Genomic DNA, 11,966 nt, shown 5'->3' on the forward strand with positions numbered 1-11,966 from the left:
CTGGACGTGTCCAGCCCCGCCGGCGTTCGAAGCGCGGGGTCCCGGGGGAGCCCGGGGAACGGGCGAAGGGCGCGGGACTTCGCCCCGCGCGGCGGTGCACCCGCACGTCTGGCCCCGTCGGGACGGGCGCAGGCGGGGGTATCGCCCTACCGTGGGTCGGGAGCCGCACGCGCGAAGGGATACGAGATGACCGAATCCGCCGCCACAGGGAGCACCGCCAAGCCCCCCGCCGAGCGCGGGAGGACGAGCATCGCCGACGGCGTCGTCGAGAAGATCGCCGGCCTGGCCGCCCGCGAGGTGGTCGGCGTGCATGCCATGGGCAGCGGCAGCGGCCTCTCCCGTACCTTCGGCGCCGTCCGCGACCGCGTCCCCGGCGGGGCGAAGTCCGCCGTCAGCCGGGGCGTGAAGGCGGAGGTCGGCGAGGTGCAGACCGCCCTCGATCTGGAGATCGTCGTGGAATACGGCGTGTCGATCCGGGACGTGGCCCGGGCCGTCCGTGAGAACGTCGTCTCGGCGGTGGAGCGGATGACCGGCCTCGAGGTCGTGGAGGTCAACATCGCGGTCAGCGACGTCAAGCTGCCGGACGAGGACGACGAGGAGCCGGAGTCCCGACTGCAGTAGAGGAGCCCGCATGAGCATGGCCGTCGTCGGCCTGGTGGCCGGCATGGCACTGGGGTTCGCCGGGTACTTCGGGGGCTTCGGGGCCTTCCTGCTGGTGGCCGCCCTCGGCGCCGTCGGCTTCGTCGCGGGCCGGTTCCTCGACGGGGACCTGGAACCGGGGGACTTCTTCCGCCCCCGGGGCGGCCCCGGGGACCGGGATCGTGGCCACGGCCGGGACCGGGACCGGGACCGGTGAGCACCCCCCGCCCCACCCCGCTCCGGGTGCCCGCCGCCGAGCGGGGAGCCACCCGGATCGCCGACCGGGTCGTGGCGAAGATCGCCGCCCAGGCCGCCCGGGAGGCGCTGACCCAGCCCCCTCCGGACGCGGCCCCGCCGCTCGCCACCGTCACCGTGCACCACGACATCGCGCGCGTACGGGTGGTCCTGGAGCTCGCCTACCCCGACGACCTCGCCGCCCGTTGCGCGGCCGTGCGCCGTCACGTCGCCCTGCGCGTCGAGGAGTACGCGCAGATGGCCGTACCGGAGGTGGACGTGGACATCGAGCACCTGCGCCCCGCGCGGCCCACCGCCGGGCGGGACCGGCGGGTCCGGTGAGCGCCCGCTTCCGGTCGCCCCGGCGGTTCCCGGCGGCCGTGGGGGCGTTCGCCGTCCTCGGGGTCGCGGGGCTGTTCCTGTACGACCTGGCCGCTGTACGGGCCCAACGCCCCGGGATGCGCTGGCGCGAGGAGCTCTCCCGGGCGCTGGAGCGGCACACCCCGGCCGACCCCGGGGTGCTGATCGTCGGCGGAGTCCTGGCCGCGGCCGGGGCCCTGCTGCTCCTGTACGCCCTCACCCCGGGCCTGCGCGGGATCCTCACGATGAGATCGGGGCACGCGGAGGTCCGGGGCGGACTGGAACGCAAGGCCGCCGCGCAGATCCTGCGCGACCGGGTCATGGAGGTGGCCGGGGTGCGGTCGGTGCGGGTCAGCGTGGGCCGGTCCCGCCTCGGGGTCCGGGCCGTGTCCCACTTCCGCGAACTGGACGACGTACGGGCCGATCTGGACGCGGTGCTGGCCGTCGGCGTCGAGGAGCTGGGGCTGGCCCACGCGCTGCGGCCGAGGGTGCGGGTGAACCGCCGGTGACCCTCGGGACGGTGAACCGGGTCCTGCTCGCGCTGCTCGGACTGGTCCTGCTGGCGGCGGGGGCGTCGTTGCTGACCGCGTCCGGGCCGTTCGGGGGCCGCCGCGAACCCCTGCTGGCGCCGCACGGGCGGGGCTGGCCGGCGCCCTGGTGGGCGGTGCTCGCCGCGCTCGGGGTCTGCGTCCTGCTGGCGCTGTGGTGGCTGCTGTCCCAACTGCGGCGGGCCCGGCTCGCGGAGGTGCTCGTCGACACCGGGGACGGGGCGTTCGCGGTGCTGCGCGGGCGGGCCCTGGAGGAGGCCGTCGAGGCCGACGTCCAGGAGGCCGTGGAGGGCGTGGCCCGGTGCCGGGTCAGACTGCGGGGGCGGCGCGGGGCCCCCGCCCTGCGGGTCGCGCTGGAGCTGGAGCCGCAGGCGGTGCCGGCCGACGTGCTGGCGGCCCTCGCCGGCCCGGTGCTGGGCCGGGCCCGCACCTCGGCCGCGCTCGCGGCCCTCCCGGCGGAGGCCCGCCTCCACGTCACCCCCCGCCGGGCGCGACGGGTGACGTGACGGCGGGGAAGCCACGTCCCGGACGGCCGAACCCCGGCGCGGGACGGCTCAGAAGCCGTGCCGGGAGCCGCCGTCCACCGGGAGCATGACGCCGGTCAGGTAGGAGGCCGCCGGGGAGAGCAGGAACGCCGCCGAGCGGCCGAACTCCTCCGGGGTGCCGTACCGCCGCAGCGGGATCCCCGCCTCGTTGCGGTCGCGGGCGGCGGCCGCGTCCCCCGACAGGGCGTCGAGTTCGCGGACCCGGTCGGTGTCGATGCGGGCGGGCAGCAGGCCGACCACCCGGATGCCGCGCGGGCCCAGTTCCACGGAGAGGGACTTCGCGAAACCGGCCAGGCCGGGGCGCAGGCCGTTGGAGATGGTGAGGCCCGGGATCGGCTCGTGCACGGAGCCCGACAGGACGAAGCCGATGACCCCGCCGTCGGAGAGCTCGGCTGCCGCCGCCCGCGCGAGGCGGACCGCGCCGAGGAAGACCGACTCGAAGGCCGCCGCCCACTGCTCGTCGGTGTTGTCCGCCGCCGAACCGGGCGCCGGGCCGCCGACGCTGATGAGGATGCCGTCGAGGCGGCCGAAGTGCTCCCGGGCCGCGGCGACGAGCCGGGAGGCGGCCCCGGGGTCGGAGTTGTCGGCGGCCACGCCGACCGCGTTCGGGCCCAGTGCCTTCGCGGCGGCCTCGGCGCGCCCCGCGTCCCGGCCGGTCAGTACCACCTTGGCGCCGTCGGCGGTCAGTTCGCGGGCGGAAGCGTAGCCGAGGCCCCTGGTGGCGCCGGTGACGACGTAGACACGGTCCTTCAGTCCAAGATCCATGCCCGACACGCTACGCGGTCGCCGCCGGCTCCCGCTCGGAAGCGGCGGTCCCGGCGGCGGCCGCCGCCGCGCGGTCGCGCTTCTCGCGCCGGACGAGCACGATCCAGCCCACCGGCACCGCGCAGGCGAACATCCACCACTGCACGGCGTACGCCATGTGCGCCCCGATCGAGTCGTGGTCGGGCTCGGCGACCACCTCGGGCGTGCCGTCGGCCGGGACCGGCGCGGTGAGTTCCAGGTAGCCGCCGAGGACGGGCCTGCCCAGGTACTGCGCCTGCCGGGCGCTGTTGATCAGCATCACCTGGCGGTCCGGCAGGCCCTTGCGGTCCTTGATCCCGCTGCCGCCGCTGGTCTCGTCGGCCTTCAGCCGTCCGGTGACCGTGACCTCGCCGGTTGGCGCGGCCGGCACCGGCGGGTAGGCGCGCGGGTCGTCGCCGCCCGCGATCCAGCCGCGGTTGACGAGCACCACCCGGCCGTCGGCCAGGACCAGCGGGGTGAGGACGTGGAAGCCGACCTTGTCGTCGTTGTCGGTGCGCATGCGCACGACGACCTCGTGCGCGGAGTCGTAGGTGCCGGTGGCGGTGACGGCACGCCAGTAGTCGGCACGGGGGACCACGTGGCCCGGGGAGGTGACCTCGGTCATGGGGACCGGCTGCGCCCGCAGGTTCGCGTCGATCAGCTCGTTCTGCGCGACCCGGTGCTCATGACGGTGGAACTGCCAGAACCCCAGCTTGATCATCGCGGGGATCAGGGCGAGGCCGATGAGGGTGAGGCACACCCACTGCCGGGTCAGCACAAAGCGGTACACGCCCACGACGGTACCCCCAGCGGCGAGGACCCCGGCGGCCGGGTGGCCGTCCGGGGTCGTGGCGGAGGGGACGGAGGGGAGTGAGGGGGGAAGGGAGCCGTGGGGGAGGGGGCCGGAGTCAGACGTGGTCGGTGATGCCCACCTTCCCCTCCGCGCGGGCGCAGTGCCCTCCGCAGAACCACTGTCCCTCGACCTCGACGCCCTGTCCGATGATCTGGACCCGGCAGTGCTCGCAGATGGGCGCCATGCGGTGGATGGCGCAGGAGAAGCAGTCGAAGACGTGCACAGCACCCTGTGCGTGGACTTCGAAGGACATGCCGTAATCGTTCCCGCAGACTTCGCAACGTGCCATGCGCGGCATGCTGCGCAGGGCGGACCGCCGGAACAAGATCCACCGGGGTGAGTCGCCGAGCGTGCACCCGGCCGGCCCAACGGGCGGACCCCGAACCTCCCGGGGGTCAGTCCCCCGCCGGAGCGACGTCCCGCAACAGCTGGGTGAAGGCGGCCTCGTCGACGACGGGGGTTCCGAAAGATTTCGCCTTCACCGTCTTGGAGGTCGAGGAGTCGGGGTCGTTCGTCACGAGCAGGCTCGTGAGCCGGGACAGGCTCGTCGCGACGTGCAGGCCGGCCTCCACCGCGCGGTCCTCCAACAGCTCCCGGTCCACCGAGGTGTCGCCGGAGAACGCGATCCGCATGCCCTGCCGGAGCGGGGTGCCGTCCACCCACCGACCCGGGTTCGGGTACGGGCACGGCGGCCGCTTGCGCGAGGCCCGCCAGCTCGACCCGGCATTCCCGCCGCCCGCTCCGTACGAGGCCTGGTACCCGACGCGCGGGGCGGCGGGCGTGTCCGACCACTCCGTCAGCGGCCGGCATTCCAGCAGGGGCAGCCGTACGTTGTCCCGCGCGGCCGCGTGCAGGGACGGACGGAACGCCTCCGCGAGGACCCGGGCGTCGTCGAGCGCGTGGTGGGCGCGCTGCTGGACCACGCCGAAGTGCGCGGCGAGCGACTCCAGCTTGTGGTTGGGCAGCGGGAGGTTGAGCTCCTTCGACAGGGCGATGGTGCACAGCCGCTGGCGCACCGGGGCGGTGGCCTCGGCCCGCGCGTACTCGCGGGCGATCATCTGCCAGTCGAAGATCGCGTTGTGCGCGACCAGCACCCGGTCGGCGAGCCGGCCCGCGAACTCCTCGGCGATGTCCTTGAAGAGCGGCGCGTCCTGGAGCATGTCGCTGGTCAGACCGTGGATCCACACAGGTCCGGGGTCCCGGAGCGGGTTGACCAGCGTGTACCAGTGGTCCTCGACGTTGCCCTGAGCGTCGAGCCGGTAGACGGCGGCGGAGATTATCCGGTCGTCGCGAGCGAGCCCGGTGGTCTCCACGTCGACGACCGCGTACCCCTGTGGGTACGCGGTCGGCCACATCGTCTCTGCGGTCGTACGGTCGGCGAGCATGGTCACAGAGGATATCGGCCCGCGCCGACACTCGAAGCCCTACGGCCTTTCAGCCCAGCTCCGCCACGAGGTCCCCGGCCGTCACCCGGGCGAAGGGCCCGGGTACTTCGGCGGGCCCGGGCAGGAGCACGCAGGCCGTACCCGAACCACCTTCGGGGGCCGCGACCGCACGGGTCAGCGCCAGGAACGCGCGTTTCCCCGCGGCCAGTTCGGCGGCCTCCGCGTCCGCGTCCGCGCGGGCCCGGCGCTCCTCGGGCGGCTCCTGGGCGGCGATCCGCGCGGCGAACGCGGCCGGTTCCTCGCCGGAGGCGGCCCGGTACAGCCACACCTCGCCGGTCGCCGAAGTCTCCGTGGCCCGTCGGACGACCGCCACCTCACGGGTGCGTGCCGCCGCCCGCCAGACGGTGAGGTCCCACAGGGTGGTGCGGGTGCCGGAGGTGAAGTGGGCCCATGCGTCCGAGGCCGCGGCCGCGACCCGGTCGCCGTGCGGGATGACGCTTTCGAAGGCGTCCGACGGCGGCAGGCGCAGGTCCGCCCACAGTGCCCGCCGTCCGGCCAGGTCCACGACCACCGGCACCCGGGCCCGCGTCACCGGACCGCTGAGGTCGAAGCGCCGGCCGACCGCGCGCGGATGGTCCGGGGCCGTGTGCGGGCCGTCCGCGGGCCGGGCCGTGAACCCGGTGAAGGCCCGGTCCAGTTCCTCGAACGGCACCCCGCTGTAGCCGGACACCAGCGGGACCGCGTACGCGTCCCCGTGACCGGCGAGCCCCGCCAGGTCCAGGTCGACGTACTCCGTGTCCCCCTCCCGTACGGGTACCGGTGCGGGCGCCCAGTCGAAGCCGGCCGCGTGCACGGCGCCGGCCCTTGCCCTCCCGTGCACCGGTCGGTCGCGGTCGCACAGGCCGGTGAACCGCCAGTCGGCGTCGAAGAAGGCCACCGCCAGGTCCAGGTGCGCCACCTGGTCCCGGGCCCCGGTCCAGTGCAGGAACAGCCGCAGCGCCTCGCCCGCGGGCAGCGCCAGGACACTGCCCCGGGGCACCGTGACCGGCGACCCGGCGCGGGCCTGCTGCCCCGAGGGCACGGGCAGGTCCGCGAGTTCGCGGTCCAGGACGGCGAGCTCGTACGGTTCCCCCTCGGCGAGGGCGAACCGGCGCAGCACCTCCGCCTCCAGCAGGGCCGCCGCCGCCGCGACGAGCGGGCCCGGAAGCGGCGGGCGCTCCTCCGCCACGGACCGGATGTGGCCGGCCGGGCCCTTGGGGAAGAACACGCGCCGCGAGCCGGTCCGGTCCCGGGCGCGCCCGCGCAGGGCCCCGAGCGCGGCCAGCAGCGGGCCCGCCCCGACGAAGGGGAGCCCGCGGGCCAGTTCCCGGGTCAGCTCCGGGACCGGGCGGTCGCCGGCGTGCAGGCGCAGCAGGTGGTCGAGGCGCAGGACGAGCTCCTGCGGGCGCTCCCCGGCCACCGCGGCGGCGGCCCCGGGATCCGCCCCGGCCAGGGCCTGCTCCAGCCGCCCGGTCCAGGTCGCGGGCCGGAGCCGGTTCCCCTCGACGCGTACGGCGTCCGGATGCGCGGCGGCGCCCTCCCGCAGGGCCGCGCCCAGGGCGCCGGAGAGGTCGGTGCCCCGGAGCACGGCGAAGGCCAGGGCGGCCCGTGGATGGCGGGCGTACCCCTCGAAGGGGTGCAGGGTCTCGGCGGCCCGCTTCCAGGCGGTCGGATACCGCAGCAACTCCTCGACGAGGCCGGGAGCGGGCAGCGCGTCGAGTACGCCGAGCAGTGCGCGGCGCAGCGGCCGGGCGGGCGAGCGGAACCCGGACGGCGGCGGCGCGAGCAGCCCCGGATCCCCTCCGGACAGCGCGGCGAGGAGCCGCAGCACGTCGGTGGCGCAGGTCAACCGCCCGGCGAGCAGCGGCAGCACGGCGTCCCGCGGGGCGGGTCCGGTCAGCAGGCGGGCCAGGACCAGCGCGAGGGTCTGCGGTACGGGGATCCGCGCGGGCAGCCAGCCGAGCCCGGCCGGGGCCAGGCGGAGCAGCAGCGGCAGGTCGGCGTGGTCCTCGGGGGACAGCGGCGCCGGCCGGGCGAGCAGCGGGGTGAGCACCCGGGCGGCGTCGGCCGCGGGGTCGGTGCCGAGCCGCAGCAGCCGGAGCGGCCCGGGCGGGATCCCGCTCCCGTCGCTGCAGGGCGCGCGGTGCCCCGCGGAAGGGCGGACCTCGGTGGAATCGGAGAGGAAGGGCCCGGACGGGTCGACGGGGCGCAGACAGACGGGGCAGCCGGTGGGGTCGGCGCCCTCCCGGCAGGAGCCGCAGACGAGATGGGCGCACGGGGCGACGGGACGCACCGGCCGGGTCTCCGCGCAGACGGCGCAGGGTCGGGCGGGGTCCCGGCGCAGCAGGGAGAGGACGCGGTCGGTGTACCAGCTCTCGGTGTCGCGCGGGATGGAGAAGGGGAAGCGGCGGAAGGCGGGCCGGGGCCCCCGGCGGGTGTCCGCGAGCCCGTCGGTCAGCGCCAGCAGGTGCGAGCGCTCCTCTGCGAGATCGGTCGGCGCGAGGACGGCCAGGGCGGCGTACAGCTCCCGGCTCAGGGTGTGGCCGCGTTCGAGGAGTTCGCCCTCCAGCGGGCGGACCCCCTCGGTGCCGGGCGAAGCGGCGGCCGGCGGCCGGTCGACGTAGACGGTCCGGAGCCGGCGCAGCATGAGTTCTTCGACGGATCGGGTGACGGGCACGGTCCTGGTTTCCCTCCGCGAACGGAAAACGGGGGCGGAGAGAGGGCGCGCGGACTTTCCGTGAAAGGGAGAGGATGCACGCCGGGGAGCCGCCCCCGCGGGGCAGATCCCATCACGGTCGGCCGCGCGACGGCAAGCCCGTTACCCGGCCGGTGGCGTCAGCAGGGCTTTCACCAGGGCCCTCAGGGTGAGTTGGAAGAGCCGCTCGGGCTCCACCGGCCGGGCCAGCGCGCGGGCCAGCGGCGGGTCGTGCGGGGCGTCGGCCGGGTCCCAGAGTTCGCTCTCGGCGGGTGACTGGGCGGGGGAGCGTTCGCGATTGCGCTCGACCAGGACGAAGCCGATGATCTGGAACTGGATCGCGCGGACCGCGTCGGCGGCCCGGGTCCCGCGCAGGCCGGCCGCGTGCACCTCGTGGACCAGGGCCTGCTGGGCGGGCAGGAACATCCGGTCGGTGAGGCCGCGCTCGTGGACCATCGCGATCAGGTGCGGGCGCTCGCGCAGCTCGCGGCGCAGGGTGCGGGCGACCGAGAGGATGCGGTCGCCGGGGTCGCGGCCGGCCGGCCGGATGGCGCCCACCTCCTCCACGGTCCGCTCCACGAGGGCGTCGAGCAGGGATTCGCGGTTGCCGACGTGCCAGTAGATGGAGGTCACCGCGGTGCCCAGCTCGGCGGCGAGCTTGCGCATGGTGAGGGCGGCCGGGCCGTGCTGTTTGACGAGGGAGGCGGCGGCGTCCAGCACCTCGTCGCGCGTCAGCGTGGTTCTGGCCATCGTTGCCGTCCCAACTTTCTGTCGATCCGTCAGATCGGGTGCGTGCAGGGGTCTTTACCCTTCATCGGTCCCGGTGTAACTGTGTTACAGAACCAGCTGCGTCAGAACCGACTGCGTCCTAGACGAAGGATGGTGCGATAGATGGCACGCGTACGGTACGGAGCGCGCACCGAGGCCGAGATCGCCGCTTCGCGCGAGAAGAGTTCCAAGCTCCCCGACATCTGGTCCACCGGTGTGGTGGCCGTGTGGGAGACCGACCCGGACGTGGTGGCGGCGGTCCTCCCGCCGCCGCTGAAGCCCACGGAGCGGCCCCTGGTGCGGGCCAACATCAGCAAGGTGGACCTGCCCGGCTACCCGCTCGGCGCCGGCTCGGTGGCCGTCGCCGCCCAGCACGACGGGGTCGAGGGCTGGTACCCGCTCGTCATGCCGATGAGCATGGAGCGCGCCCTGATCGGGGGCCGCGAGGTCTTCGGCGAGCCGAAGAAGCTCGGCGAGATCACCGTCGAGCGCGAGGGCCTCGTCGTCAGCGCCTCCCTCGCCCGGCACGGGATCGCCTTCGTGGAGGTGCGCGGGGCGGTGGACCGCGAGCTGCCGCTGCCCGAGCCCGCCGTGAAGACCGACTTCTACTTCAAGTTCCTCCCCGCGGTGGACGGCTCGGGCTTCGACGCCGATCCGGTGCTGGTGCACTGCACCCGCAACGAGAAGGTCCGCAAGCTGGAGCACATCACCGGCGACGTGGTGCTCCGCGAGTCGATGTTCGACCCCGTCGCCGACCTCCCCGTACGCCGCCTCGTCGAGCTCACCATCGGGGAGAAGACCACCGACCAGAGGGGCCGGGTCGTCGAGCGGGTCAGCGCCCAGGCCCTGCTCCCGTACATCCACCAGCGCTACGACGACCCGATGCAGATCCTCGACGGACCGCCCGAGGGGAGCGTCTGATGCGACTCGAACCGGGACAGGTGGCCGTCGTCACCGGCGCCGCGAGCGGCATCGGCCTCGCCATGGCCCGCCGCTTCGCCGCCGAGGGGCTGAAGGTGGTCCTCGCCGACGTGGAGGAGGGCGCCCTGCGCAAGGCCGCCGACGAACTCGCCGCCGACGGGGCCGAGGTGCTCGCCGAGATCGTCGACGTCAGCGACCGCGACTCCGTGATCTCCCTCGCGGACGCCGCGTACGAGGCCTTCGGCGCGGTGCACGTGCTCTGCAACAACGCGGGCGTCGGCTCCGGAGCCGAGGGCCGCATGTGGGAGCACGAGCCCAACGACTGGAAATGGGCCTTCTCCGTCAACGTCTGGGGCGTCTTCCACGGCATCCAGGCCTTCGTCCCCCGCATGATCGCGGCCGGCGGCCCCGGCCACATCGTCAACACCTCCTCCGGCGACGGCGGCATCGCCCCGCTGCCCACCGCCTCCGTCTACGCGGTCACCAAGGCGGCCGTGGTCACCATGACCGAGTCGCTCTACGCCCACCTCAAGGCGGAGGGGGCGGCCATCGGTGCCTCCGTGCTCTTCCCCGGACCGCACATGCTGCGCACCGGCCTGTGGGAGTCCCACCGCAACCGGCCCGAGCGGTACGCCAAGGAGCGCCCGCGCAAGTCCCCGTACCGCAGCCTCGACCAGTACGAGACCGCGATGAAGCAGGCCGGTCACGAAGTGAACTTCACCCCGGTCGAGGACGTCGCGGACCACGTCGTGGACGGCATCCGCGCCGACCGCTTCTGGATGCTGCCCGACAGCGAGCACAGCGACCGGCAGATCCGCGCCCGGTCGCAGTCGATGCTCGACCGCGCCAACCCCGCCTACCTGGAAAGCTTCATCCTTGACTGAGGGTGCCCACATGAACGCCGAGAGCGCGTACGAAGACCCGTACCTGATCATCTCCTCCGACTGCCACGCGGGGCTGCCCACCGAGCAGTACCGCCCCTACCTGGACAGCGCCTTCCACCCGCAGTTCGACGCATTCCTCGGCGAGCGCGACGCCCGCCGCGCCGAGGCCACCAAGCTGGGCGTGCGCAACGAGGCCTTCGCCGAGAAGTGGTTCCACGACCACGAGGAGGGCCTCAAGGGCGGCTGGGACGTCACGCAGCGGCTGAAGGAACTCGACGGCGACGGCGTGGCCGCCGAAGTCGTCTTCCCCGACGCCGACGCCGTGGACAGCCAGACCGCCGCCCCCTTCGGAGTGGGCCTCGGCCTCTCCGGCGACCAGGACCCCGAGCTCGGCATGGCCGGAGCCCAGGCGCACAACCGCTGGCTGGCCGAGTTCGTCTCGGAGAACCCCGAGCGGCACTGCGGAGTGGCCCTGCTGCCCATCACCGGCGATCCCGACAAGGTCGTCGCCGAGATACACCGGGCCAAGGCATCGGGGCTCGGCGCCCTGATGATCCCGGCCATGTGGGTGGACAAGGCCCCCTACCACGACCGGCGCTACGACCCGGTGTGGGCGGCGGCGGCCGAGACGCAGATGCCGATCGTCACCCACTCGGGGTCCTCGCCGCGCCACGAGTACGGGGACCACCTGGGCATCTTCGTCTCCGAGGTCACCTGGTGGCCGGCCCGCCCGCTGTGGTTCCTGCTCTGGTCCGGGGTCTTCGAGCGACACCCGGGGCTGAAGTTCGGCGTCGCCGAGTCGGGCTGCTGGTGGCTGCCGAACCAGCTCTGGTTCATGGACCGCCTCTACCTCGGCGCGCACGGCGGCAAGAAGCTCTCGCCGTTCGAGGAGCTGAAGCGGCCGCCGAGCGAGTACCTGGACCGGCAGGTGTTCATCTGCGCCACCAACACCAAGCGGCGCGAGCTGGCCCAGCGCTACGAGATCGGCGTCGACAACATCCTGTGGGGCTCGGACTTCCCGCACCCCGAGGGGACCTGGCCGAACACCCGGAACTGGCTGAAGAACACCTTCCACGACATCCCCGTCGAGGAGACCCGCCGCATGCTGGGCCTGGCCGCGGCGGAGGTCTTCGGCTTCGACACCGAGAAGCTGGCGCCGATCGCCCGCCGCATCGGCCCCACCCCCGCCGAGCTCGGCCAGAGCGCGGACCAGGCGGCCGTCGAAGCCTCGTGGTCGCGCTCGCGCGACGTGGGCCGGCACTGGCTGACCGACAACGACTTCCCGGTCCTGGGGGTGAACCAGTGACCGAGG

Annotated in this window: 14 protein-coding genes; 8 read left to right on the forward strand and 6 right to left on the reverse strand. The window is 74.4% G+C overall.

Annotated elements, in window-relative coordinates; genetic code table 11:
• The first annotated feature begins 186 nt into the window (after window positions 1-186).
• The 5 genes from ABZY57_RS20680 to ABZY57_RS20700 are packed head-to-tail and all read left to right on the forward strand — an operon-like array spanning window position 187 to window position 2,287.
• A complete protein-coding gene (locus tag ABZY57_RS20680; protein ID WP_356513927.1) occupies window positions 187-621 on the forward strand; it encodes an Asp23/Gls24 family envelope stress response protein in 435 nt (144 codons plus the stop codon).
• 10 nt (window positions 622-631) lie between these two features.
• Window positions 632-856 carry a hypothetical protein gene (locus ABZY57_RS20685; protein ID WP_356513929.1) on the forward strand — a complete coding sequence of 75 codons (225 nt, stop codon included), beginning with the start codon at window positions 632-634 and terminating at the stop codon, window positions 854-856.
• Window positions 853-1,215 (forward strand): hypothetical protein, encoded by a 363-nt coding sequence (locus tag ABZY57_RS20690; protein WP_356513931.1) that lies wholly within the window; start codon window positions 853-855, stop codon window positions 1,213-1,215. The genes ABZY57_RS20685 and ABZY57_RS20690 overlap by 4 nt, the downstream gene beginning before the upstream one ends.
• The gene (locus tag ABZY57_RS20695; protein WP_356513933.1) at window positions 1,212-1,742 is read left to right on the forward strand and encodes a DUF6286 domain-containing protein; all 531 of its coding nucleotides are present in this window, start codon (window positions 1,212-1,214) and stop codon (window positions 1,740-1,742) included. The genes ABZY57_RS20690 and ABZY57_RS20695 overlap by 4 nt, the downstream gene beginning before the upstream one ends.
• Window positions 1,739-2,287 (forward strand): alkaline shock response membrane anchor protein AmaP, encoded by a 549-nt coding sequence (locus ABZY57_RS20700; RefSeq protein WP_356513934.1) that lies wholly within the window; start codon window positions 1,739-1,741, stop codon window positions 2,285-2,287. The genes ABZY57_RS20695 and ABZY57_RS20700 overlap by 4 nt, the downstream gene beginning before the upstream one ends.
• Before the next feature lie 48 nt (window positions 2,288-2,335).
• On the opposite strand, the gene ABZY57_RS20705 is transcribed toward ABZY57_RS20700, so the two are convergent.
• From ABZY57_RS20705 to ABZY57_RS20730, 6 genes are all read right to left on the reverse strand, one after another.
• Entirely contained in the window at window positions 2,336-3,091 is a 756-nt protein-coding gene (locus ABZY57_RS20705) for an SDR family oxidoreductase (protein WP_356513936.1), read from the reverse strand.
• A 10-nt stretch (window positions 3,092-3,101) separates the two neighbouring features.
• Window positions 3,102-3,899: an SURF1 family protein gene (locus ABZY57_RS20710; RefSeq protein WP_356513938.1), complete on the reverse strand. Its 798-nt coding sequence runs from the start codon at window positions 3,897-3,899 to the stop codon at window positions 3,102-3,104.
• A 118-nt stretch (window positions 3,900-4,017) separates the two neighbouring features.
• The gene (locus ABZY57_RS20715) at window positions 4,018-4,251 is read right to left on the reverse strand and encodes a hypothetical protein (RefSeq protein WP_356513940.1); all 234 of its coding nucleotides are present in this window, start codon (window positions 4,249-4,251) and stop codon (window positions 4,018-4,020) included.
• A gap of 106 nt (window positions 4,252-4,357) precedes the next feature.
• On the reverse strand, window positions 4,358-5,347 hold the full coding sequence (locus ABZY57_RS20720; protein WP_356513942.1) for a DEDDh family exonuclease: 990 nt from the start codon (window positions 5,345-5,347) through the stop codon (window positions 4,358-4,360).
• Window positions 5,348-5,396: 49 nt separating this feature from the next.
• Window positions 5,397-8,063, reverse strand: coding sequence for an MXAN_6230/SCO0854 family RING domain-containing protein (locus ABZY57_RS20725; RefSeq protein WP_356513944.1), 2,667 nt, complete (start codon window positions 8,061-8,063; stop codon window positions 5,397-5,399).
• A 141-nt stretch (window positions 8,064-8,204) separates the two neighbouring features.
• Window positions 8,205-8,831: a TetR family transcriptional regulator gene (locus ABZY57_RS20730; protein ID WP_356513946.1), complete on the reverse strand. Its 627-nt coding sequence runs from the start codon at window positions 8,829-8,831 to the stop codon at window positions 8,205-8,207.
• 141 nt (window positions 8,832-8,972) lie between these two features.
• Between ABZY57_RS20730 and ABZY57_RS20735 the strand changes: the two genes are divergently transcribed.
• Genes ABZY57_RS20735 through ABZY57_RS20745 form a run of 3 tightly spaced genes read left to right on the forward strand, consistent with a single transcriptional unit; the run spans window position 8,973 to window position 11,960 of the window.
• Entirely contained in the window at window positions 8,973-9,770 is a 798-nt protein-coding gene (locus ABZY57_RS20735) for an acetoacetate decarboxylase family protein (RefSeq protein WP_356513948.1), read from the forward strand.
• A complete protein-coding gene (locus ABZY57_RS20740) occupies window positions 9,770-10,654 on the forward strand; it encodes an SDR family NAD(P)-dependent oxidoreductase (protein ID WP_356513949.1) in 885 nt (294 codons plus the stop codon). Before ABZY57_RS20735 ends, ABZY57_RS20740 begins: the two co-directional genes overlap by 1 nt.
• 10 nt (window positions 10,655-10,664) lie before the next feature.
• Entirely contained in the window at window positions 10,665-11,960 is a 1,296-nt protein-coding gene (locus ABZY57_RS20745; protein ID WP_356513951.1) for an amidohydrolase family protein, read from the forward strand.
• The last annotated feature ends 6 nt before the right edge of the window (window positions 11,961-11,966 follow it).

Origin of the sequence: Streptomyces sp. NPDC006450, from assembly GCF_040612195.1 — a bacterium.
Lineage (GTDB): Bacteria > Actinomycetota > Actinomycetes > Streptomycetales > Streptomycetaceae > Streptomyces.